General features: G+C 70.4%; 17 protein-coding genes and 2 pseudogenes. 10 read left to right on the top strand and 9 right to left on the bottom strand.

From position 1 onward, the window contains the following. Both ACH492_RS13720 and ACH492_RS13715 read left to right on the top strand, forming a co-directional pair. Window positions 1-694 (top strand): annotated as a pseudogene (locus ACH492_RS13720) (hypothetical protein); the annotation flags it as partial. A 145-nt stretch (window positions 695-839) separates the two neighbouring features. Further along, window positions 840-1511 carry a class F sortase gene (locus ACH492_RS13715; RefSeq protein ID WP_398985985.1) on the top strand — a complete coding sequence of 224 codons (672 nt, stop codon included), beginning with the start codon at window positions 840-842 and terminating at the stop codon, window positions 1509-1511. 22 nt (window positions 1512-1533) lie between these two features. Here the strand turns inward: ACH492_RS13715 and ACH492_RS13710 are convergent, their stop codons facing one another. Continuing rightward, window positions 1534-2889, bottom strand: coding sequence for a glutamine synthetase family protein (locus ACH492_RS13710; protein WP_398985983.1), 1356 nt, complete (start codon window positions 2887-2889; stop codon window positions 1534-1536). 293 nt (window positions 2890-3182) lie between these two features. Here ACH492_RS13710 and ACH492_RS13705 point away from each other — a divergent pair, with 293 nt between their 5' ends. Next, a complete protein-coding gene (locus ACH492_RS13705) occupies window positions 3183-3755 on the top strand; it encodes a MarR family winged helix-turn-helix transcriptional regulator (protein ID WP_398985981.1) in 573 nt (190 codons plus the stop codon). A 29-nt stretch (window positions 3756-3784) separates the two neighbouring features. Further along, window positions 3785-4015 (top strand): annotated as a pseudogene (locus ACH492_RS13700) (acetoacetate decarboxylase); the annotation flags it as partial. Between the two features lie 217 nt (window positions 4016-4232). On the opposite strand, the gene ACH492_RS13695 reads toward ACH492_RS13700, so the two are convergent. Together ACH492_RS13695 and ACH492_RS13690 are read right to left on the bottom strand one after the other, a co-directional pair. Continuing rightward, window positions 4233-6734 (bottom strand): SpoIIE family protein phosphatase, encoded by a 2502-nt coding sequence (locus ACH492_RS13695; protein WP_398985979.1) that lies wholly within the window; start codon window positions 6732-6734, stop codon window positions 4233-4235. A 112-nt stretch (window positions 6735-6846) separates the two neighbouring features. Next, complete coding sequence (locus tag ACH492_RS13690) at window positions 6847-6972, bottom strand: hypothetical protein (RefSeq protein ID WP_398985977.1); 126 nt, start codon at window positions 6970-6972, stop codon at window positions 6847-6849. A 387-nt stretch (window positions 6973-7359) separates the two neighbouring features. On the opposite strand from ACH492_RS13690, the gene ACH492_RS13685 reads away from it, so the two are divergent. Continuing rightward, the gene (locus tag ACH492_RS13685) at window positions 7360-8811 is read left to right on the top strand and encodes an APC family permease (RefSeq protein WP_398985975.1); all 1452 of its coding nucleotides are present in this window, start codon (window positions 7360-7362) and stop codon (window positions 8809-8811) included. 43 nt (window positions 8812-8854) lie between these two features. Here the strand turns inward: ACH492_RS13685 and ACH492_RS13680 are convergent, their stop codons facing one another. Both ACH492_RS13680 and ACH492_RS13675 read right to left on the bottom strand, forming a co-directional pair. Beyond that, window positions 8855-9535 (bottom strand): HAD family hydrolase, encoded by a 681-nt coding sequence (locus tag ACH492_RS13680; RefSeq protein WP_398985973.1) that lies wholly within the window; start codon window positions 9533-9535, stop codon window positions 8855-8857. A gap of 25 nt (window positions 9536-9560) precedes the next feature. Then, window positions 9561-10043: an Lrp/AsnC family transcriptional regulator gene (locus ACH492_RS13675; protein ID WP_356229641.1), complete on the bottom strand. Its 483-nt coding sequence runs from the start codon at window positions 10041-10043 to the stop codon at window positions 9561-9563. A 186-nt stretch (window positions 10044-10229) separates the two neighbouring features. On the opposite strand from ACH492_RS13675, the gene ACH492_RS13670 reads away from it, so the two are divergent. From ACH492_RS13670 to ACH492_RS13650, 5 genes are all read left to right on the top strand, one after another. Continuing rightward, on the top strand, window positions 10230-11915 hold the full coding sequence (locus ACH492_RS13670; RefSeq protein ID WP_398985970.1) for a response regulator transcription factor: 1686 nt from the start codon (window positions 10230-10232) through the stop codon (window positions 11913-11915). Between the two features lie 143 nt (window positions 11916-12058). Beyond that, a complete protein-coding gene (locus tag ACH492_RS13665) occupies window positions 12059-13444 on the top strand; it encodes an FAD-binding oxidoreductase (protein ID WP_398985968.1) in 1386 nt (461 codons plus the stop codon). A 433-nt stretch (window positions 13445-13877) separates the two neighbouring features. Further along, window positions 13878-15380 carry an FUSC family protein gene (locus ACH492_RS13660; RefSeq protein WP_398986227.1) on the top strand — a complete coding sequence of 501 codons (1503 nt, stop codon included), beginning with the start codon at window positions 13878-13880 and terminating at the stop codon, window positions 15378-15380. A 131-nt stretch (window positions 15381-15511) separates the two neighbouring features. After that, window positions 15512-16663 carry a nitric oxide synthase oxygenase gene (locus ACH492_RS13655; protein ID WP_398985966.1) on the top strand — a complete coding sequence of 384 codons (1152 nt, stop codon included), beginning with the start codon at window positions 15512-15514 and terminating at the stop codon, window positions 16661-16663. A 74-nt stretch (window positions 16664-16737) separates the two neighbouring features. Then, complete coding sequence (locus ACH492_RS13650; protein WP_398985964.1) at window positions 16738-17787, top strand: lactonase family protein; 1050 nt, start codon at window positions 16738-16740, stop codon at window positions 17785-17787. 86 nt (window positions 17788-17873) lie between these two features. Here the strand turns inward: ACH492_RS13650 and ACH492_RS13645 are convergent, their stop codons facing one another. The 4 genes from ACH492_RS13645 to ACH492_RS13630 form a co-directional block, all read right to left on the bottom strand. Next, the gene (locus ACH492_RS13645) at window positions 17874-18794 is read right to left on the bottom strand and encodes a sirohydrochlorin chelatase (protein WP_398985962.1); all 921 of its coding nucleotides are present in this window, start codon (window positions 18792-18794) and stop codon (window positions 17874-17876) included. Between the two features lie 95 nt (window positions 18795-18889). Continuing rightward, window positions 18890-19882, bottom strand: a complete 993-nt coding sequence (locus tag ACH492_RS13640; protein ID WP_398985960.1) for an N-acetylglucosamine kinase — start codon at window positions 19880-19882, stop codon at window positions 18890-18892. Beyond that, window positions 19879-20556, bottom strand: a complete 678-nt coding sequence (locus ACH492_RS13635) for a uracil-DNA glycosylase (RefSeq protein ID WP_398985958.1) — start codon at window positions 20554-20556, stop codon at window positions 19879-19881. Before ACH492_RS13635 ends, ACH492_RS13640 begins: the two co-directional genes overlap by 4 nt. Next, window positions 20538-22484, bottom strand: coding sequence for a recombinase family protein (locus ACH492_RS13630; RefSeq protein ID WP_398985956.1), 1947 nt, complete (start codon window positions 22482-22484; stop codon window positions 20538-20540). Before ACH492_RS13630 ends, ACH492_RS13635 begins: the two co-directional genes overlap by 19 nt. Between the last annotated feature and the right edge of the window lie 208 nt (window positions 22485-22692).

Below are 22692 nucleotides of genomic sequence, written 5' to 3'. Positions count from 1 at the left end.
CGACCACGACAAGCCGAACGGTGGCGTTCACACCGGTGGCGGCGCCCTGGCCATGACTCCTGCCGAGGGCGACGAGGACAGCTACGGCGACAAGTCCGAGAAGAGTGACAAGTCCGAGAAGGACGAGAAGTCTGACAAGGAAGAGAAGTCCGAGAAGGGCGACAAGTCTGAGAAGGACGAGAAGTCTGACAAGGGCGACTACGACAAGTCCGAGAAGGGCGACCACGACAAGGGCGACCACGACAAGGGCGACCACGACAAGGGCGACCACGACAAGGGCGACTACGACAAGGGCGACCACGACAAGCCGAACGGTGGCGTTCACACCGGTGGCGGCGCCCTGGCCATGACTCCTGCCGAGGGCGACGAGGACAGCTACGGCGACAAGTCTGAGAAGGGCGACAAGTCCGAGAAGGACGAGAAGTCTGACAAGGACGAGAAGTCTGACAAGGATGAGAAGTCCGACAAGGGCGACTACGACAAGGGCGACAAGGGCGACTACGACAAGTCCTGGAAGGGCGACCACGACAAGGGCGACCACGACAAGCCGAACGGTGGCGTTCACACCGGTGGCGGTGCCCTGGCCATGTCCGGCGGGAGCCTGGGTGCCGGTGCGGTGCTGATGCTCGGTGGTCTCGGCGCAGGGGCGTACAAGCTGCGCCGCCGCAACTCGTCGGGTACTTCGGTGGCCTGATGGGGTCGAACCTGTAGCAGTTCGCTTGCCGTCGCGGCCGCCGCCCCTCCCGGGCGGTGGCCGCGGCGATTGCCCTTCCCGCACCGCACTGTTCCATCGCCTGTCCGCGCCCCACTGACGCCTCGTACGCGAAAGGCACGCTCGCATGACCGCCCAGCAGCCTCCCGGTATCGCCCTTGCCTCCCGTCCCATCGGCCGTGCCCTGCTGTGGCCCGCTCTGGCGGTTGTGCTGGGTTTCCTCCTTATCTACAACTCCGTCGGCGCCTCGATGGGACTCAAGCCGCCGGCCCGCGCTGCGGTCTCCGCCCCCGCCGCACCCGGGGCTGTAGCCCCTGCCGACGATCTGGTGCTGCCCCGGTCCGCCCCGAAGCGGATCTCGATCATGGAGATCGCCGTCGACGCGCCCTTCACGGCGTTGTCCATCGGCCCCTCCGGACAGCTGGACGCGCCACCCGCAGACGACAACAACCTCGTCGGCTGGTTCGAGGGGGGTGTCACACCCGGCGAGCGCGGCACCTCAGTCATCGCGGGCCACGTCGACACCAAGACCGGCCCGGCCGTATTCCTGCAGCTCAGCCTGCTCAAGGCTGGAAGCAAGGTCGACATCACCCGCGAAGACGGCACCGTCGCCACGTTCAAAGTCGACTCCGTCGAAACCTTCAGCAAGGCGCGCTTCCCCAATGAGCGGGTCTACGCCGACACCCCCTCCCCGCAGCTGCGTCTGATCACCTGCGGAGGCGACTACGACAAGAAGGCGAAGGACTACACGGACAACGTGGTGGTGTTCGCCCACCTCGACTCCACCAAACGCGCCTGAACCGCTGCCCCGGAACATCGCTTCAGAGCAGCTGGGCGTACTCGCGGAACTCCCAGTCGGTGACATGCCGCCCGAAGCGGGCCAGCTCGTCGCGCTTGAAGATCAGGAAGGCGTCGACAAAGGGTTTGCCGAGCACTTCGGTGAGTTCGTGGTCGCTTTCGAGAGCGTCGAGCGCTTCGCCGAGACTTGTCGGCAGCTTGGGGGCGCCGGCCGGATCGTAGCCGTAGCCGCCGGTCGGGGTGGGCGGCTCGGCCCCGGACCGGATGCCCAACTGGACGGCGGCGACCAGGCCGGCGATGGCGAGGTAGGGGTTGGCGGTGGCGTCGCCGAGGCGCATTTCCAGGCGGGCGGCACTGCCGCGCTCGGGCGGGATTCGCACCATGGCGCCGCGGTGGTCCAGGCCCCAGTCGATCAGCCAGGGCGCGGTGGTGTCGGGGCCGAAGCGCTTGTAGGAGTTGATCGTGGGGTTGAACAGTGCTGCGAGTGCGGGGGCGTGGGCGAGCGGACCGGCGATGGCGTGGCGGGCTGTGTCGGACAGTCCGAAGGGCTGTCCGGGCGCGTCGAAGACGTTGCGCCTGTCCGGGTCGACCAAGGAGATGTGCAGGTGGAAGCCGGAACCGCCGCCGTCATTGAGGGGTTTCGCCATGAAGGTCGCCAACCGGCCCTCGGCGCGGGCGAGTTCCTTGACCGCGGCCTTGAAGCGGAAGGCACGGTCGGCGGCGTCCAGCGCCTCGGAGTGGTCGAGGTTGATCTCGAACTGCCCGCCGTCGTACTCCCTGTTGCCGCCGCTGACGCCGATGCCGAGGCCGTGCAGGTGGCGCAGCGTCCGCAACAGGTGTCCGTCCGGGTCGCCCTTGCGCCCGACGGTGTAGACATTGCCGGGGGTGGCGGCGTAGCGACGCCAGCCGGTGGGGGAGTCCGGGGCCGGGTCGAGCAGGACGTACTCCAGTTCGGGGCCGATGACAGCCGTGAGCCCGCTCTCGGCCAGCTGTCCGGTGACCCGGCGCAGCAGGTCGCGGGGGGATTCTGGGGCGGGCAGGCCGGTCTCGGGGTCGCGGGCGTCGCCGATGCACCAGGCCACCCCGGGTTCCCAGGGCAGCGGGACAAGGGTGCTCAGGTCGGGTCGTACGGCAACGTCGGGCATTCCGGCGTCCAGCCCGCCAGGGACGTCGGAGTGGTCGCCCAGAGCGCCGGTGTGGTAGATCGCGCGGCAGAAGGCCAGGCCGTGGCCGGTCGCGTTGGGCAGGTGGTGGAGCAGGATGTCCCGGCCGCGGTCGGAGCCCATGAGGTCGGGGTAGGTGATGCGCACGACGTCGATGCCCTGGGCGGCGAGCGCCTCGATCTTCTGCTGGATCTGTCCGGACTGATCAGTGCTCACCGTCGGTCTCCTGGGGGTACGGGCAAGGCATGGCGGTACGTGTGGAAACCCGTATCACCATGGTGCACATGCGATCTGTGCCTTGGGCGCACTGTGGAAGCCGCAGATACTTGTTTGAAGCCAAATGACTTGGGCGGGATGACATCGCCACAAGAGCCCGCCTGCAATTCGCCTGTGCATCGAGGGGGATCGGCTCCTGCGGAGCCCGCGTGAAGGCGGGGTGGGAGCGTAATATTTGGGGGCAAACGAACGAAGTGGGGCGGCGCGCTGCCAGCCGCGACCGAGGGGAGCCTGTGTCCGGCCATCGATCCATCATCGAGACCGAGAAGGCCGTCGAGGCGAAGCTCGGCGACTTCCGGCTGCAGCGGGAACAGATGGCGGCCGTCGCCGGCATTCACCGTGCGGCAGCCGCCGTCCGGCAGCACCTGGAGAACTCGGTGCTGCGCCCCGCCGAGCTGACCTGGACCGGGTTCGTGGTGCTCTGGGTGCTGTGGATCTGGGACGAGACGGAGACCCGCCATGTGGCCGAGGAGGCGGGAATCACCAAAGGCACCCTCACTGGCGTCGCCCGGACGCTGGAGTCGCGTGGCTTGGTTTCTCGAGCGCCCTGTCCCGAGGACGGCCGACGGGTACTGCTCTCGCTGACCCAGGAGGGGGAGGCGCTCATGGAGCGGCTCTTCCCGGTGTTCAGTGAGGAGGAGGCCTTCGTGGCCTCGCCGCTCAGCGCCGAGGAGTGCCTGCGACTCGCGGACGGGCTGCGGGCCATCGTCGCCCAGCTCGAGGAGCGCGGGGAGGAGCGGCGCCAGGAGTTGCTGGGCGGGGCGAAGCCCGCGCCGAGGCGCTCCGGCCGGCGGCCTCGGACCTGAACCTCCATTGGCTTCTCGGCGCCTTTGGGTACATCTGGGTGCGAGGCCTTCGCCGTCGCGCGCGGCTTCCACCAGGACTGCCCGAAGAAGCTCGGCTCGATCCACATGACGCGTCCCCATCCGTACGGGCCCGCGCCGCGGATCGAGGCCGGTTCGTCCTTCGGGGCCACTCTCGCCGCCGCCGGCGGCCGGCCGAGGCGGTTGTGACACTTCGGGAGCCGACCGTGGGCAACGGCTTCGTGAACGGCCATCCGATGGCCACCGGTACCTCCGGCGCCGGGTAGCGGCAGCCGGGTCCGCCGACGGACGCGGAATCCGGCCTCGGGGATCAAGGGAACCGTGGTTGGCGCTGAGATTGATCACGGTCGTGGGCTGAGCGTCATGGCGTCCGGGCGGGGTCGGGGGACGTCGGCGTTCTGGAGTGCGGCGAAGCCGGCGTGGGCCTGGTCGACAGCTTCGGGCCACCGGAGTGGCCGCTCACCCGGGTGAGCCCCGCAGGTCCGTTGTGAAGGCACCGTCGCCGTCGGGGAAGGGCTGCTCGGCCCAGATGGTCTTGCCACGGTCGTGGTGGCGGGTGCCCCAGAGCTGGGCGACCTGCGCGACCATGAACAGCCCGCGTCCTCCTTCGTCGGTGTCAAGTGCGCGCCGCACGTGGGGGGAGGTGCTGCTGCCGTCGGAGACCTCGCAGATCAGGTTGCGGTCGCGGATCAGCCGCAACTGGATCGGCGGAGTGCCGTAGTGGATGGCGTTGGTGACCAGTTCGCTGACCACCAGCTCTGTGGTGAACTCCAGCTCCTCCAGGCCCCAGTCGGCCAGCTTGCGGGCCGCGAGCGTGCGGGCCCGGCCCACCACCTCGGGTTCGGGCGGCAGTTCCCAGGTCACGTGGTGGTCCGGATCCAGCTCACGTACACGTACCGCCAGGAGTGCCACGTCGTCGTGCGGGCGGTACGGCATCAGCCGGCCGATCACCACGTCGCAGACATCATCGAGTCCGTGTCCGGGACGGGACAGACCGGCAAGCGGGGCGAGTTGGGCGTCGGACAATGCCTCGCGCAGTCGTCCGACACCCACATCGATGCTCTGATCCCGCGACTTCACCAGACCGTCGGAGTACAGGACGAGCAGATCCCCGTCGGTCAGAGTTACCTCGCCGCTCTCGAACGGCGCTCCGCCGAGCCCGAGGGGAGGTCCGCCGGGCAGATCGAGAACCTCGACCTTGCCGTCAGCCGTCGCCAGAGCGGGCGGCCGATGACCCGCCCGTGCCACCACGCACAGCCGTGAGATCGGATCGAAGACCGCGAACACACAGGTCGTGCCCGCGGCCGTGCCCGTCAGCCCATCAGCGTACTCGTCCTGGAACCGGCTGACCTGGTCGTCGAGATGCGTGAGCAACTCCTCGGGTGACAGATCGAGGTCCGCGAGTGTCCGTACGGCGGTACGCAACCGCCCCATGGTCACCGCCGAGTGCAGGCCGTGCCCCTTCACATCCCCTACCACCAGCGCTACCCGCGCGCCCGACAGCGGGATCACGTCGAACCAGGCACCCCCCGGCACCGTATGGCTACTCGCCGGAAGGTAGCGGGACACCGCCTCCACGGCGCCGAGCACCGGCATTCGATGGGGCAGCAGACTGCGTTGGAGCGCCAAAGCCGTCGTCCGCTCCCGGGTGTACCGGCGCGCGTTGTCGATGCAGACGGCAGCACGCGCCACGATTTCCTCGGCCAGCAGCACATCGTCCGTCTCGAACCCGTGGGCGCGCCTGCAGCGGATGAAGACCACCGCGCCGAGTACGGCACCGCGTGCGGACATCGGCACCAGCAGCCAGGAGTGGACTCCGTGTTCATGGATCAGCGCGGCACGCCGGGGATCGACCGGGGTGAGCTCGGTGGCCAGTTGCTCCCCTGTCAGCAGGAGGGGCTCGCCGCTCGTCATGGCTCCGGCGAACAGGGATCCCACTCCCGAAGCGAAAGGGTCGACATCGCCGGTCGCGACCACCGGGTCCGCCGACGCCCCGGCGGGTGGGGAGCTCGCCGCACGGCGCAGCGGCACGGCCTCGCCAACGGGTTCGGCTACCGGGTCCTCGCCGCCGAAGACCGGGTCCAGCAGGTTGACGTAGGCGTGGTCGGCGAACTGCGGGACGGCCACATCAACGAGTTCCTGCGCGGTCCGCAGCACGTCCAGGGTGCTGCCGATGCGCGTACTCGCATCGTTCACCAGCGCCAACCGCTCCCGTGCCCTGGCCCGTTCCGTCGTATCGGCCACCGCGTGCGCCAGCGCGATCACCTCCCCGGACCGGCTCCGGAGCGGAAGGATGGACTCGGACCAGACGTGCTCACGGTCGGGGTCGTCGGGTGTGCGGCCACGCACCTCCGTCTGGATCTGAGCCTCACCGCTCTCCAGTACCTGCCGCTGCCGGGCCTCGAGAGCCGCCATGTCCAACAGCCCGGGAGGCGCCACCTCGGACATCGTGCGTCCGGTGAACTCCGTGGCCACGAATCCCCCGGCGCGACGCTGCGCATCGTTCTGCGCCACGAAGCGCAACTGCTTGTCGAAGACATCGATGAGGAAGGGCGATTCGGTGAACAGTCCCCTCAGGAGCGCGTCGCCGAGTTCGTGCCGTCGCGTTGCCTCGGCATCCGTCACCCTGATCAGCCACTGCCGGTCACCGGGTGTGGACTCCAGGGGACGTGCCTGCAACGCGACCTCGACTCCGTGCCCGCTCCGGTGCCGCAGGACCGCCTGCCCCAGCTGGATGACTTCATCCAGCCCACACCGCGCTACGAGTCCGGCAGCGTCCGAGCGGTTGTGCAGCAGATCAGTCCCACGCCACCCCTGGACCTCCTGGGCCGTGTAGCCGAGCAGGCGCTCCGCCCCCGGGCTCCAGCTCATCAGCACACCATGCACATCCAGGACGGCATAGGCCTCGTCGTCCGGTTCCGACAGCACGCCGGAAGCGTCGTGGAATACGGGGTCGTGCATTGCTCCGCCCCACTTCTTGATCTGTGGCAGGCGCTCACTGCTCCGGGTCCTGGCGTAATTATCTCTTTGGTCAACTTCTGGTGCAGCCTGCTCGAAACGGGCGAGCCCGTAGCTACCGGCGGCGTGCTTCCCCGATGAGGGCCTCGAAGAGCGCTCGGCTCGTCGCGTCGGTGGCGGCGATGTCCTCGGGATGCCACTGGACGGTGACGAGCCAGCCGGGCGAGCCGGGCCGCTCCACCGCCTCGACGGTGACGCGTCCGCCACTCGGGCGGTGACGGTGAGGCCGCGGCCCAGCCGGTCCACGCACTGGTGGCAGGAGACGTCGACCTTGTCGTCGGTGAGACCGGCGAGCAGCGTGCCGGGCTGGATGTGTGTCCTCGGCGGCGTAGCGCAGTGCGCCGGCGACGCCGGGAAACGGGCCGGGAGGGCTTTCAGCGGGCGGCGCGTCACACGCCTACACCGCTGTCGGCCGATACACCGCTGTCGGCCGACGAACCCGCCACGCGGGAGGCCTGACCCGCCATATTCCGGTTGGCCTCCTGGTAAGGGTGTGACCAGGCCACTCCCTCTGTCAGCGCCGTTCCGTCACCGCCCGGCCGCGGGGCCACTCCCCATGGAGCGATTGATGTCGCGCCGCATCGCACGATCATCACCCGGTACCGAAGCCCAGCCCGGCAGACCGCCCGGCTCACTGTCGCTCGTCGACGTGGTCGCTCAGTCCGTCGGCTTCATGGGCCCCGCCTTCGCGGTGTCCTTTCTGCTGCCGATGCTCGTCGGCGTCACCACCGCCACCGGCAAGGGCGCCGGCGGTGCCGCGCCGCTCGCCGTACTCCTGGGCACCGTCGGGATGCTCGGCGTCGGCTGGATCGTCTCCGCCTACGCGCGCCGGACCCGGACAGCCGGCTCGCTGTACGACTACGTCACCTCAGGTCTCGGCACCCGCGTCGGCGCCGCCGCGGGCTATGTCTACTACCTGGGCGTCCTCGTCCTGGGGGCGGGCATCGCCGTCCTCATCGGCGGCACGCTGCACGACTTCCTCAAGACCGAGTTCGGCGTCGCCGCCCTGCCCGTCTGGGCATGGCAGCTGCTCCTGCTCGCCGTTCTCCTCACCATCGTGCACGTCGGCATCCAGGTCTCGGTCAGGGCCCAGCTGGTGCTCGCGCTCGTCTCCATCGGCGTGCTCGCCATCTTCTTCATCTACGTGATCGTCAAGGTCGGTGGCGACAACAGCCTGTCCGCCTTCAAACCCTCCAGCTCGGCGCAGGGCTGGGGCGGCATCGCCTTCTCCGTCATCTACGGTGTGCTGCTCTTCACCGGCTTCGAGGCCGCGGCCAACCTCGCCGAGGAGACCGCCGAGCCCGAGCGGTTCATCCCCAGAGCCGTGCTGATCTCCCTGTTCACCGCCGCGGTCTTTTTCCTGCTCGGCTGCTACGCGCAGATCGCCGGCTTCCACTTCAGCGTCGACGCCGTGGCCGACAACGCCGGTGCCCCGCTCGTCGCCCTGGCCTCGCCCGGAATGTTCGGCGCCCCGTGGGTCGCACGGCTCGTCGAACTCGTCATCGTGCTCGACATGCTCGCCGTGTACATCGGCGTCTCGGTCTCGGTCACCCGCGGTGTGCTGACGATGTCCCGCGACGGCTGGCTGCCGCAGCGGCTCGGCAAGCAGAGTGCACGCCGGGGCACCCCGGTCGGCGGCACGGTCGTGGTCGGCGTCGCCTATCTCGCCACCATCCTGGTCAGCCAGGTCTTCGGTGGTGCGGTCGCCGTACCGGGACTCCCGGACCATGTCAGCTGGTTCGCCTGGCTGTCCGCCTTCGGCGTCTTCAGCCTGGCCGCCATCTACTTCGCCATGTGCCTCGGCGCACCGCGCGGGCTGCGCGACCATGTGAACAGGCCTCTGGTGTGGGTGAGTTCCCTCGTCGGCATGGCGATCACCGGCGGTGCGCTGTTCGGCGCCGTCTACGAGGTTCCAGCGCCCACCATCTGGGCGGCGTGGACCGCGATCTGCGCCATCGTGGTGGCGTTGTCGGCAGGCTTCCTGAGGGCACCGCGGGCGCCGGCGAGCCCCGAGCCGTAGCCCGCCTCCGCCAAGGTCCGCAGGTGTGGGCACCGGCCGCCCGCTACGCGACGAGCCAGTCGTACGCGGCCCGCGCCGTGAACTCGCCCTGCCCGCCCGCGAAAAGCAGCCCCGCTGCCCGGAACGCCGGGTCGTCGGCCGTCGCGGGCACGTAGGGAATGGCGATGCAGCGCATGCCGGCCGAGTGTGCGGCCGCCGCGCCCGGAGGCGCGTCCTCCAGCACCACGCAGTCGCCGGGACCGGCCCCCAGGCGGCGCGCGGCCTCAAGGAAGATGTCGGGCTCCGGCTTGCCCTGCGCAACCTCCTCGGCGGAGACGACCGTCTCAATGAACGCGTCAAGGCCGGTGCCCGCCAGCACCGCCTCGATGGCGGCGCGGGACGAGCCGGATGCCACCGCCATCGGCACTTCTTCCGTGTGCAGCAATTCCACGAACTTCCGCATCTCGGGGAAGACCTCCGTCGAGGCGCGGGCCAGCTCCAGATAGTTCCGGTTCTTCCCGGCCAGCAACTCGTCGATCGGCGCCTCGATCCCGTACTCCCCGCGCAGAATCTCCAGCGTCTCCCGCGTGCTGATGCCGATGAAGCGCGTGTGGTGCTCCCAGGTGAAGTCCGGCACGCCGTGCTGGGCCAGGAGCCTGCGCCCTGCCTCGTAGTAGTTCGGCTCGCTGTCCACGAGTGTGCCGTCGAGATCGAAGATGACCGAAGGGGTGCGCGAATTGCTCATGCGGTCCAGCATGCCAAGGCGCGGCTCAGCGTGAGGTGCCGGCCGTCCTGCCGACCGATTCGACCAGCGGCAGCAGCCGGTGCGGCACCCGCTCCCGGAGCGCCATCTCGGTGCGTGTGCGCACCACGCCCGGCAGTTGGATCAGCCGCTGGATGACGTCCTCGAGATGTCCGTTGTCGCGCGCGGCGACCCGGGTCAGCAGATCCCCGCCGCCGGTGATCGAGAACGCCTCGATGATTTCCGGTACGGCCGCGAGCGCGTCGCCGACCTCGTCCAGATGGCCCTGGGTGACCTCGATATGGACGAAGGCGAGGACCGGGTGTCCGAGGGCCGCGGGGGAGAGGTGCGGTCCCATGCCCGTGATCACGCCGTCCCGCTCAAGCCGGTCGATCCTGGCCTGCAGGGTGCCGCGGGCGATGCCAAGGATCCGGGCGTACTCGCGCACGCTGGTGCGCGGCTGCTCGATCATCAGCCGCAGGATGCGGGTGTCGAGCGCGTCCACCGCCATGGTCCGCTGGCCTCCGTCTGGTCCGGTACTCCAGTGCATGACTGTACCAATGGCCAGCCTGCGTCGATCGAGTTGAGCCATTGTGCAGAGGGATGTGCGAAGAGGATGGTCGTCGCCCGTCGGAGCTGCCCGCTCCTATCCTGGTGAGGGGTGGTCCGGCTCGCGGAGAGCGGGAAGGGAGCCGCGGTGGCTGAGCAGATCACCGGCACCGAACGGGCGATCGAGCAGGCGAGGGACGCTGTCGCCCGCGAGGCATGGGCCGATGCCTACGCCGCTCTGAGCGACCTCGACCATGACCGGATGACCTCCGACGACCTTGCCGCACTCGCCGATGCCGCCTGGTGGACCAGCCGCGTCGAGGAATCGATCGCAGCGCGGACAAAGGCCTACTCCGGCTACGTGGCGGCGGGCGCCGCCCGGCAGGCCGGATTCAGCGCCTGGATGCTGTTCTACGAATATCAGCTTGCGGGACGTACGGCCGCGGCCGCCGGCTGGCTGCGCCGGTCCCGGCAGCACCTCAGCAGCGAGCCCGAGTGTGTCGAGCAGTGCTATCTCGCTTGGGTCGAAGCAGAAGAGGCACAGCAGCGTGGCGCATTCGACGAGGCCATGAGCTGCGCCCACCGCATGGCCGGCATCGCGCGGCGCTGCGGCAGCCCGGATCTCCTCGCCATGAGCACCCAGGCGCAGGCGAGCGTGCTGCTGGCCCAGGGGCGGGTCGCCGGCGGGCTCGCACTGCTCGATGACGCCATGTGCTCGGCCATGGCGGGTGAGCTCAGCTCGTTCTTCACCGGGTGGATCTACTGCCTGGGACTCCAGCAGTGCATGGCCTCCGCCGACCTGAAGCGAGCCGTCGAGTGGACCGACGCCGCCATGACCTGGTGCGCGTCGATGCCCGAGGAGAACAACTTCCGGGGTCTGTGCCGGGTACACCGGGTGGAGGTGCTGGAGCTGTGCGGTGACTGGCCCCGGGCCGAGACGGAAGCCGCCCTCACCTGCAGGGAGCTGCTGCCGTACGAGGCGAGGATCGCCGCGGAGGCGTTCTACCTGACCGGGGGTATCCAGCGGCGGCGCGGTGAGTTGGCCGAGGCCGAGGCATCGTACGACCGCGCGCACGAACTCGGCCGCGACCCGCAGCCGGGCCTCGCGCTGCTGCGCCTGGCTCAGGGCAAGGCCGACTCCTCCGCTGCCGCCCTGCGGGTCGCACTGGCGGCCGAGGACAGTGGGGATGGCGGCGGTGGTCCTGGCCGCCTCGGGCGCTGCCGGATGCTGGCGGCCCAGGTCGAGGTCTCGCTCGCCCTCCGACAGCTCGACCAGGCACGTACGGCAGCGGACGAACTGGAGTCGACCGCTCGCGAGTGGCAGCAGCGGCGCGAGTCCGAGAGCACGGTGCTGCATGCGACCGCCGCGGCGGCGGGCGGCGCGGTGGCATTCGCCGACCGTGACCTCGAACGTGCGCTGCCCCTGCTGCACCGGGCGCTGTCGCTGTGGCTGGAACTGGGAGTCCCGTACGAGGCGGCGCAGGTCCGTATGACCCTCGCCGCTGCCGACCGCGCCGCGGGGGACGACGAAGGCGCACGGCTGGAACTCCAAGCCGCGCAGGCGGTCTTCGCGCATCTGGGCGCGGTGCCCGACGCGCGGCGGGCGGCGGCCCTGCTCAGCGCCGTGCACCATCGGCTCCCCGGCGAACTCACCGAGCGCGAGGTCCAAGTGCTCCGCCTCGTGGCCGCGGGCAGGACCAACCGGTCCATCGCCTCCGAGCTGGTGATCAGCGAGCACACCGTCGCCCGGCACCTCAACAACATCTTCGCGAAGCTCGATGTGTCATCGAGGGCAGCTGCCACGGCGTACGCGTACGCGCACGGCCTTGCGTGATCCCGTACGCGATGCGGAGCATGGGCTGTTCTGCCCATGCCCGCTTCGGCGATATGGGCGGTTCCGGCGATGAGCGTCGGCCGGCCCCGTGGCTACAACAGTGCTGTGCCCATGTCCGAAGACGCGGAAAGCCGGTGGCGGCCATGATCACCTACACACCAGCCCTCGACGACACGCTGTTGGAGCGGCTGCAGGGGTCCGTACGCGGCGACATCATCCAGCCCGGCGAACCCGACTACGACGCGGCCCGCAAGGTCTACAACGCGATGCACGACAAGCGGCCCGCGATCATCGTCCGGGCCGTCGACGCTGGCGACATCGTCGCCACCGTGGACTTCGCCCGGGAGCAGAATCTGCTACTGGCGGTGCGCGGCGGCAGTCACAGCGTCCCTGGCCACGGCACCTGCGACGGCGGCGTCGTGCTCGACCTCGGGCGCATGCGCGGGATTCGGGTCGACCCCGAGACGCGTACGGCCAGGGCCGAGGGCGGCTGCACCTGGGCCGATGTCAACCACGCCACGCACGCCTTCGGTCTGGCCACCACGGGCGGCGTGGTGTCCAGTACCGGTATCGGCGGGCTCACCACGGGAGGCGGCATGGGCTATCTGGCCCGGCGCTGCGGGCTGGCCTGCGACAACCTGATCTCGGCCGACCTGGTCACGGCCGACGGGTCCTTCCTGACCTGTACCCAGGAGCACAACGCCGACCTGCTGTGGGCACTGCGCGGCGGGGGCGGGAACTTCGGGGTCGTCGCGTCCTTCGAGTACCGGCTTCACCCCGTGGCCGACATTCTTGGCGGGCCGACGTTCTACCCGCTCGACGGGGACGTGATGCGGAGATACCGGGAGCTGATCGCCGACTCGGACGAGAAGTTCAGCGCCCTGCTCGTCGTCGCGCTCGGCCCGCCTCTCCCGTTCCTGCCCGAGCGGTGGCACGGACGGCCGCTCTGCGGAGTGGTCACCTGCTGGACCGGTCCCGAGGCCCAGGACGACCAGGTCCGTGCCCGTCTCGACGAGCTCGGCCCGGTGGTGGGGCAGCACGTCGGGCGCATACCGTATCCGCTGATCAACACCCTCTTCGACGAACTGCTGCCCGCGGGCCTCTTCCACTACTGGAAGGGCACCTTCAGCCAGGGCCTGCCGGACGGGGCCATCGACGCGTACGTCGAGTACGGCGCCACGACGCCCACCATCCAGAGCGCGACGGTGGTGTTCCCCATCGACGGCGCCTGCCACAGAGTGGGGCCCGAGGAGACCGCATTCACCTACCGGGACGCCGACTTCGCAACCGCACTCAGCCCGACCCTCCCTACCCGCGCCGACTGCGAGGCCAACGTCGGCTGGGCGCGCGCCTTCGCCGCGGCACTCGAGCCTTCCTCCTTGGAGGGCGGCTACGTGAACTTCATGGACCACGACGACCAGGACCGGGTCCGGGCCAACTACCGTCAGAACTACGACCGACTGACGGCGATCAAGCGACGCTACGACCCCGGCAACCTGTTCCGTCTGAACCACAACATCGCGCCCTGAGGAACATCCCGGGCCCCGGTCCGGCCGTACAAGCGGCTCCGCGGCCGGACAAGGACTCCGGATGACCGGGGCCGGTCGAGCTGCCGGGACACGTGCCGGTGCCGCTACGGCCTACCGCGGCGTTCAGGCTCCCCCGGGTGGCCTCCGGCGCTGGACCTTGCCCTCCTGGTCCGTTGGCCTCCTCGTGGCTGAAATTTTTACCTTGTGGTGCGCCAATGGCACAGCCCATCGAGCATGTGTTGAGCCGCTGCCCCTACAGATGCTTATCTGTGTCGCATCCATGCACAATCGGCGCCGCGCAGCGCCGGACGGCAACGAGGCCGGATCCGGACCGCGGCGCCTTCGCCGTGCCTGCGGACGCCCCACCACCCCCGGCGGCCCGCGGCGGGCGGTGAGGCAAGACAAAGAGGGGCGGCCGACCGCCGTGAAGAGGATGTTTGTGGCTCCGGATCCGGGGCGTCTGCGTCTGAGGAACTCGCTGCGCGCCGTCATCGGCGTGAGCCTCGCCGTCGCGGCGGCCGAACTGGCCGGGCTCTCGCTGACCGCCTCCATCACCGGGGGCCTGGCGGCTCTGCTGGCACTCTTCACCGTCACCGACGTGTCCGTGCGTGCCCAGGCGCTGACCACCGCCCTGCTCCCGGCCGCCGGATTCCCGGTCCTGGCCCTGGCGACCACCCTGCACAGCGAACCGCTGCCGCGCGCCGCCGCCTGGCTCGCCGTGGTCTTCTGCGGCGTCTACGCCCGGCGCTGGGGCCCGCGCGGGCACGCGCTGGGGATCTTCGCCTTCATGATGTTCTTCGTCACCCAGTTCCTGCACGCGGTCCCGGCCCAGCTGCCGGAGCTGTACGCATCGGTGGCGCTGGCCCTAGCCACCTGTTCGGCGGTCCGCTTCGGCCTGTGGTGCATCGAACGGCGCACGCCGCCGCCCGCGGCTCCCACGCCGCTCCCCGGACGCGGACTCGCCCGCCCCACCACACGGCAGGCCTTCCAGGCGACCTTCGCCTGCGGCCTCGCGCTCGCGGCCGGGCAGCTGATCTCGCCGGACCGCTGGTACTGGGCCGTCGGCACCGCCTGGTGGATCTTCGTCAATACTGCATCGCGCGGCGAGGCCCTGGTGCGCGGCTTCCGCCGCGTCGTCGGCACCGTCACCGGCATCGCCGCCGGTCTGCTGATCGCCATCCCGATCGCGGGCGCGCCCGTGCCTACGGCAGCCCTGGTCGCCGTCTGCGTCTTCGGCATCTTCTACACGGCCGCCCCCTCGTACAGCTGGATGATGTTCTTCGTCACCGTCATGGCCGGCCTGCTGTACGGGCTGCTTGGCGTGCTGCACCCCGGGCTGCTGCTGCTCCGGTTCGAGGAGACGGCGGTCGGCGCGCTCGGTGCGGCGCTCGGCGTCGCCCTGATCCTGCCCGTCACCACGCATGCGGCGACCGACGCCTGGATCCGGCGCGCCCTGCACTGCGTTCACGGCTGCACCACCGCTGCGGCGCGCAGGCTGGCCGGGGACGAGCAGGCCGACCCGGCGCCGCTCGCCGCCGAACTGGAGCTGCTGCTCGGCCGGGTACGACTCTCCCTCGCCCCGCTCGTCCACCCGCTCAGCCCGCTGCGGGCCCGCAAGGCGCGCGCCCGCCAGGTGATCGTGCTGCTGGACGAATGCGCACGCGAGGTCCGTGGCCTCGCCGCCGTCGCCGCCGACCCGGATGCTTCGCACGACGCGCGGCTGGCTGCCGCCTGCCACCGAGTCGAGGCCGCGGTGCACGCCCTGGTGCCGCCCGCCACCCGCCAGGCGAAGGCCCACAGCGACTCCGTACCGGTGCCTCAGCACCACCCCGGTGCCGAGGCGGCCCTCACGCATCTCCAGGCACTGGAGCGGGCGCTCGCGGAGCTGGACGCGCCCCTGCGTACCTCTCCGCGCGCTCCTCTCGTGCCTGCCTGACCTGGGGAATAGTCGCAAAGCCCTTGAATGAGGCAAATTCCCCCGGCACACACAGGGTGGATCAGGCCGTTCAAGGGGTAACCACAGCGGCATCCATGTACGTCCCTCCACGAGCCCGGGGGTTGCGCACCATGCCCAAGTCTCTGTTCAGACCGTTGTGCCTGACCGGCGCACAGGTGGACCGGCAGGAGGCCGAGGACTTCATACGTCTCCACCACCTGGAGGAGCGAGCGGCGGGCGACCCGGCAGCCCGGATCGCCGCCGTCCTCGCGGAGATCGACGAGACCGGCACATACCGCCACACCCGCGCGGAACTCGTCTACGGTGCACGCGTCGCCTGGCGCAACAGCAATCGCTGCATCGGCCGCCTCTACTGGCGCTCCCTGCGGATACGCGACCGAAGACACATCGACAACGCCGACTCCGTGGCACGCGAGTCGGCGGAACACCTGCGCCAGGCCACCAACGGCGGCCGCATCCGCCCGATGATCACCGTCTTCGCCCCGGACGCGCCCGGCCGCCCCGGCCCGCGCATCTGGAACGAGCAGCTCGTACGGTACGCGGGCTACGGCTCCGCCCACGGGCCCACCGTGGGCGACCCCCGCAACGTCGCACTCACCGACGTCGCCTTGGGGCTCGGCTGGCAGGGCGGCCCCGGCACGCCCTTCGACCTGCTGCCGCTCGTCATCGAGGACGGCGACGGCAAGCCCCGCTGGTTCGAGCTGCCGCGCGACGCCGTGCTCGAAGTGGAGCTGCACCATCCGGAGGAGAGCTGGTACGCGGAGCTGGGCCTGCGCTGGCACGCCGTACCCGCCGTCGCGAACATGTGCCTGGAGATCGGCGGTATCTGCTACCCCGCAGCTCCCTTCAACGGCTGGTACATGGGCACCGAGATCGGCGCCCGCAACCTCGCCGACACCGACCGCTACGACCTGCTGCCGCGCATCGCCGACCGGCTGGGCCTCGACACGACGAACGACCGCTCGCTGTGGAAGGACCGCGCGCTGGTCGAGCTCAACCGCGCCGTGCTGCACTCCTTCGACCGCGCGGGTGTCACCGTCACCGACCACCACACCGAATCCCGCCGCTTCCTCACGCATCTGGACCGGGAGGCGAGCCGGGGCCGCTGCGTCGGCGCCGACTGGTCGTGGATCGTGCCGCCGATCTCGGGCTCCGCGACGCCCGTCTTCCACCGTACGTACGACCCCACCCAGCGGCGGCCCGCCTATGTCCACCACCCCGAGGCGCAGGCGCGCGCTCTCGGTGAACGGGGCGGGCAGTAGACGGACTTGGTCTAGACCGCACCTGCTACCGTCGGCCGGGCAACAAGCGATCAGACGGCGGAGAGGGAAACGCTGTGGGTGACAAGGGCGCCGGGCGAGCATTCATCGGGTCGTTCACCTCGGCCGGAGGCCGCGGGATCATCGCCGCCGCCGTGGACGGGGAGACCGGTGCGCTCGCCGAGACGGGGGCGAGTGACGCAATCGCCGACCCGTCGTATCTCGCCATCGCGATCGGATCCGGCGGCCCGGTCCTCTACGCCGTCTCGGAGACCGCCGAGGGCGCGGTGGCGGCCTTCGACGTCAACGGGCCATCGCCGAAGCCGATCGGCGCCCGGATCCCGGTGTGCGGCGCAGGCCCCACCCATCTCGCGCTCGCGGCGGGCCATCTGGTGACCGCCAACTACGGCTCGGGCAGCGTCACCGTGCTCCCCGTCGGGGCCGGTGGAGAGCCGGGCGCCGCCAGTGGCGTACTGCAGCACGAGGGCGCGGGACCGGACCCGGAACGGCAGCGCGGCCCGCACGCTCACCAGGTGCTGCCCGATCCGACCGGGCGCTGGGTGCTCGGCGTCGACCTCGGCACCGACTCCATACGGATCTGCGAACTGGACCCCGATGCGGGTGAGCTGACCCTGCACGGCGAGACCGCGCTGCGCCCCGGAACAGGCCCGCGCCATCTCGCCTTCCACCCCGCGGGCAGTCATGCCTATGTGCTGAACGAGCTCGAGCCGACCCTCACCGTCTGCCGCTGGGACGCGGACGCGGGTGTGCTCGAACCGGTCGGCGAGACGCCGGTGCTGCCGGACGGCGTCGATGGGCCCGTCTACCCGTCCGAGGTGGTCGTCTCGCACGACGGCAGGCATCTGTGGACCGCCAACCGCGGCCACGACAGCATCGCCGTACTCGCGCTCGACGAGACGCGCGAGAAGGCGGAGCTGGTCACCACGGTGCCGTGCGGCGGGCACTGGCCGCGCGACCTCGCCCTGGACCCGACAGGACGCAGGCTGTACGCCGCCAACGAGCGCTCCGGGGACGTCACCTGGTTCGATATCGACCCTAAGACCGGCGTGCCGCGCAGGGCGGGCTCCCTTGACGCCCCCGCGGCCTCCTGCGTGATCTTCGCCTGATCACCGGGCCGTAGCGCGAGGGCCCGCACCGTTCGAGTGGTGCGGGCCCTTCTGCGCATCTGCTCTGCGTACCTACGACCGTGCCGTCAGTGCGAGGGCGAGCCCTGCGGCTGCGGGGCGATGCCCAGCGCGGTCGTGTACTGCGACAGCACCAGCTTGCCGATCGCCGGGTAGGCGCCGAGCGCCTCGGCGGCGGCACAGCCCGCCTCCTTGACGGCGGCCTCCAGCAGGCCCTCGGGCAGCTCCGGGCCGACCAGATACGGGGCCAGGGCGAGCTGCGCCGAGCCGGAGCCGCGCAGCTGCTCGGCGATCGCGGCCACCGCGCCCTCCTGGTCGAGCGCCGCGGCCATCACCGGCACCGCGAGGCGCGCGGCCAGCAGCATGCCGGTGATCCCGGCAGCCTGGACGGCCTCCTCACCGCCGACCGTGGCCAGGATGATGCCGTCGGCCGCCGTGGCCACGGTGAACAGCCGGGCGCGGTCGGCGCGCGCCAGGCCGGCCTCCGAGAGCCGGACGTGCAGTGCTTCGGCGAGCAGCGGGTGCGGGCCCAGGACGTCGGTCAGCTCGGCCCTCGCGCGGCTGTCCATGACGGCCTGGCGGATACGCCGCATCAGGGCGTTGTCAGGGCCCGCGAGGAGCGGTACCACGACGGCGGCGGGACCCTCGGGAGCGGCCACCTCACGGCCGGCGGCCTTCGCGATCTCGTACCGCTCGGTGCGCCGGGCGGCGGTGTGCGCGAGGACGCTCTCGAGCGTGGGGTACTCGGCGTCGTCGCCGTCGAGATACCCGATGGCCACGTCGAGGCCGGGCAGCTCGGAACGGGCGATGCTTATGACCTCTTCGGCCAGGCTGCGCGTGGCGTACGCGGGAGCGCCGGGAACGGCGAGCACCAGCGCGGGCGCGCCCTCAGGAGCCGCCACGGGTTCCGGGCGGCGGTGCCGCCCGGACTGGCGGGGTCGCGGCATTCGTACAGGCAGGCCGGATGCGGGCCCAGTGGGGGAGCTCATGGCGCCGCATGCTACTGGTTTTGGGGGTGCGGCTGTTCGGGGAGGGGGCACTCAAGTGTTATCTGTCCGTATTTATCCGGTGAATGTCGTACGCCTCAACTGCCCTGCTCTGTCGGTACATGCAGCAGCGTCGGATGGCGTGGCAGTCGCAGCGAATCGGTGGCGAGCGCCGCCGCGAGAAGCACCGCGCCGGTGAGCGGATCGCCCGCCGCGGACACCGGCCGGGCGTGCGGCAGCTGCCCGGCCAGCTCACTCCTCAGTGGTACGAGCAGTGGGTCGCCCATCTTGAACAGCCCGCCGGTCAGGGCGACTTCACAACCACCGGGTGCACTGGCGGCCGGTGGACACACGGCCGCGGCCGCTTCCGCGATATGCCGGGCGGCCCCGGCGAGGATGGTCGCGGACACCGCGTCGCCCTCCGCCGCGCACCGCCCGACCTCGGGCGCGAAGGAGGCGAGCACCGCGGGCCGGTCCGGGCGCGGATACAGCATTCCCGGCAGCTCCTGCGCCGCACCGAACACCGACTCCATCCTGGCCAGCAGCGCGGCGGAACCGCCGCGCCGCCCGTCGTGGGCGCGCAGCGCAGCCTCCAGACCGGCCCGGCCGATCCAGGCGCCCCCGCCGCAGTCGCCCAGCAGATGGCCCCAGCCGTCAGCCCGGTGCCAGGCGGACAGATCCGTACCCATCGCGATCATGCCGGTGCCTGCCGAGACCACGGCCCCGGGACGCTGGCCGAGCGCCCCTGTGTATGCGGTGACCGCGTCCGCGGCGAGCGCGAGACGGTGTACGCCCAGTGACTCGGCCAGTGCGGCGGGGAGTTCGGCGCGCAGCCGGCCGCCGAGCGTCGCCATCCCGGCCGCGCCGATCGCGACCGCGGACACGGTGCCGCCCCCGGCCCGGTCCAGCAGTGTGCGCGCCATCGGCAGCAGCTGGTCCAGCAGATGCTCCGCGTCGATGCCCCCCTCGCCGGTGCGCACCGGCTCGCGCGACTCGACACTGTCGACGCGTGCCGGGTCGGAGGCGTCGGCAAGTGCCGTACGCAGACCGGAGCCGCCGGAGTCCACTGCGAGGACCCAGCTCACCGTCACGGAAGCCGCCAGTCGACCGGCTGCGCCCCCTGGCGTTCGAGGAGTTCGTTGGTCCGGCTGAACGGGCGGGAGCCGAAGAAGCCGCGGTCCGCGGACATGGGGGAGGGGTGCGAGGACTCGATCGCCGGGAGGTCGCCGAGAAGCGGACGCAGATTGCGGGCATCACGCCCCCACAGCACGGACACCAGGGGTTTGCCGCGCGCGGCGAGGGCCCGGATGGCCTGCTCGGTCACCTCCTCCCAGCCCTTGCCGCGGTGCGCGGCGGGCTTGCGGGGCGCGGTGGTCAGCGCCCTGTTGAGCAGCAGCACGCCCTGCCGGGTCCATGGCGTGAGATCGCCGTTGGCCGGTCGGGGGTGCCCCAGGTCGGCGTGCATCTCCCGGAAGATGTTGTCCAGGCTGCCGGGCACCGGCCGCACTTCGGGCGCCACCGAGAAGCTCAGCCCCACGGCGTGCCCGGGCGTGGGATACGGATCCTGACCGACGATCAGGACGCGCACGTCCTCGAAGGGCTGCTGAAAGGCGCGCAGCACATTCGGTCCGGCCGGCAGATAGGTGCGTCCCGCGGCGATCTCCGCCCGCAGGAAGTCCCCCATCGCGGCGACGTGTTCGGCCACGGGAGCGAGGGCGTCCGCCCACCCAGGCTCGATGATTTCTTTCAAGGGTCGTGCTGCCACGAGCGCATCTCTCCAGGTGCCACTTGTTCGCCAATAAGCAATCGCGGGTCAAGCCGTCCCTCAACCCGAAGGGGCGGCAGTACGATGACCTCCGGCAGCGGCGTGCCGGGCAGGCCCGCCAGCAGATCCAGGGATTGCTCCCAAAGGCCTGAGCGCTGCCAGCGGTTGAAGGCGCTGGCCACCGTCCCGAAGCGGCCGTAGTGCTCCGGCAGATCCCGCCAGGTGCAGCCCGTGCGGGCCTTGTGCAGCATGGCGTCCAGCGCCGTGCGTGGGTCCAGAGTCGGCCGCCCCGGCCGCTTGGCGGTCAGGACCGGCGCAACCAGCGCCCAGGCGGTATCGGTCAGGTCAGGGACGATCCGCTTGCGTGAGCGGAACCAGCCGCTTACGCGGTCGTCCTCGCGCACCCGTACCGGCACCTCGCCCAGGATGGTGACCTTCACATCCAGCAGCGCCAGGACTTCGGCCTGCTCCTGTGGCTGCATGTCGTGCAGCCGCTCGCGGGCCATCTCGGCCAGGGCCTGAAGGTCCCGGGCCCTCTGTCCGGCGGCCAGGGACTCGGTGTGCCACGCCTTGGCCTCCTCCAGGAGGTCATTCAGGCGGGCCCGCTCGTCCTTCAACTGAGCCACCGCCGCACCGATGGCAGCAGCAGCGTCCGGTTCCTTGGCGGCAGCGACGACCGCCGCGGTGATCGCGGCGTCTTGCCCGCTGATCTGCTGCTCCAGCTCGGCAATGCGGTCCTCGTAATTCACGCCGCTCCGTGCTGCGAGGTCGGCCCAGTCGCCAGCCATGGCCTGAAGGCGCTCCGGGTCCTGAAGGAGCTTGCAGACCTCACCCCAGACCCTGGCTTCCAGGCCCTGGGCATCCACCTGGGAGCAGCCGCAGCGCGGCTGTCCGGCGTAAGCCTCGATCTTTCCCGAGCACCGGTATGAACGGCCGTACCGGTCGGTGCGGTTGACCCCGGTGTAGTGCTTGCCGCAAGCGCCGTAGAGGCGCTTGCTCAAGGGGTGGGCGGCTCCGCCCTTCTTGAAGGGCTTGCGTGCGGTGCGCTCCATGGCGGCGTTGAGCTTGGTCACCTCCTCTTCGGTGAAGATGCGGTCCAGCTCCACGGTGACGGTCTCGCCGTAGACCGGGCGGCCGTCGGCGTCCAGCTTGGTGCCGCGCGTGCCGGTGGAGCTTCTGGAGCTGCGGTAGATGCGCACGCCCTCCTGAACGGGCGCGCCTTTGAGGATCTTGCGGAGGCTGTTGGCGGACCACTTGCCGCCGCGTGGGGCTGGATGGTTCTGCAAGATGAGCTCCTGGGCGGCCTCGCGCATGTTCATGCGCTCGCCCGCCATGAGGCGATACGCCTCGCGCAGTACCTTGGCCGCGTCCTCGTCAATGACTAGACGGCTGAGCTTCAGCTTGCCCTTGTCCTCGATGCGCCAGCCGTACGGGGCGTTACCGCCGAAGTGGCCGCCCTCTTCAGCCTTCTCCTGGATGCCGCCCTGTGTGCGCTCGCGGATGATCTCGCGCTCTTCTTCGGCATAGTCCGCATCCTTGCGCATCTTCTTGCGCCCGTCCTGAGTGGAGTTGTCGTAGTCGCCCTTGACGACAGCGACGTACACCCCGAGCTCTTCGAGCTCCCACACCCAGCGCCAGAAGGCGCGGCCGGTGCGGCCGATGGCCCGGCCTTCGGAGACCACGACCATGTCAAAGGGGCGGGGGGTGGATCGGGCCTCCTCCATGAGGCGCTTGAGGTCGGGGCGGTCGTGAGCCTCCAGAGAGCCGCTGAGCCCTTCGTCGGCAAAGGTGCCGATGTGCTCCCAGCCCTTCCTGCCAATGTGCTTGGTGGTCTTCTTGGAGGCGGCCTGCACGCCGTAGCCCTTGGCCTGCTCCTCGGTGGACACCCTGAGGTAGTCCACTGCTCTCAGCGTGAGAGTCTTGGTCACTGTCGGTCCCTTCACGACTGACAGATCCCGGCCGGTGTTGCTGCACCGCCGGGATCACCCATGTGGGCCGCATCCTATGCGGCGGGTCTGTCAGCGCGGGGCAAGAACAGCAGCTTCAGCAGGCGACCGTAGGAGTCTGGGTCGTGCTCCTGATTGACGACCCAGTCAATGCGGACCTCCGGGCCCTCCTGGCCGGAGAATCGTCTAT

Source organism: Streptomyces sp. NPDC019443 (assembly GCF_044389785.1).
GTDB lineage: Bacteria > Actinomycetota > Actinomycetes > Streptomycetales > Streptomycetaceae > Streptomyces.
The sequence above is the reverse complement of the archived record's forward strand: the minus strand, read 5'-3'. Positions and strand labels throughout refer to the sequence as shown.